The sequence below is a fragment of the Streptomyces tateyamensis genome, from assembly GCF_003205575.1.
In the GTDB taxonomy this organism is placed as follows: domain Bacteria; phylum Actinomycetota; class Actinomycetes; order Streptomycetales; family Streptomycetaceae; genus Kitasatospora; species Kitasatospora tateyamensis.
The window spans coordinates 1-292 of the sequence record NZ_PYBW01000320.1 but is presented as its reverse complement, the minus strand read 5'-3'; the positions used below and the strand labels follow the sequence as shown (position 1 = coordinate 292).

Here is a 292-nt window from a genome sequence, read left to right as displayed (position 1 = left end):
AGCCGTCGGAAGCGCCGCTGCCGCCGGCCAAGGCCGTCCGCAAGGCCTTCAGCAGCCCGTTCAGTTCGCTGCTGGTCGTCGTGCTCACGGTGCTGTGGACCATTCCCACGCTGGGGCTGCTGGTCACCTCGGTGCGTCCCAAGCAGGACGTGGCCAACAGCGGATGGTGGACCTTCTTCACCCGCCCGGACGCGACGCTCGCCAACTACCACACGGTGCTCTTCGAGGGGGGGTTCGGCGTGAGCGGCGGCCTCATGCCGTACCTGGTCAACGCGCTGGCCATCTCGGTCCC

General features: G+C 68.8%; 1 pseudogene. It reads left to right on the top strand.

From position 1 onward, the window contains the following. A pseudogene (locus tag C7C46_RS35655) lies at nt 1–292 on the top strand (carbohydrate ABC transporter permease); the annotation flags it as partial.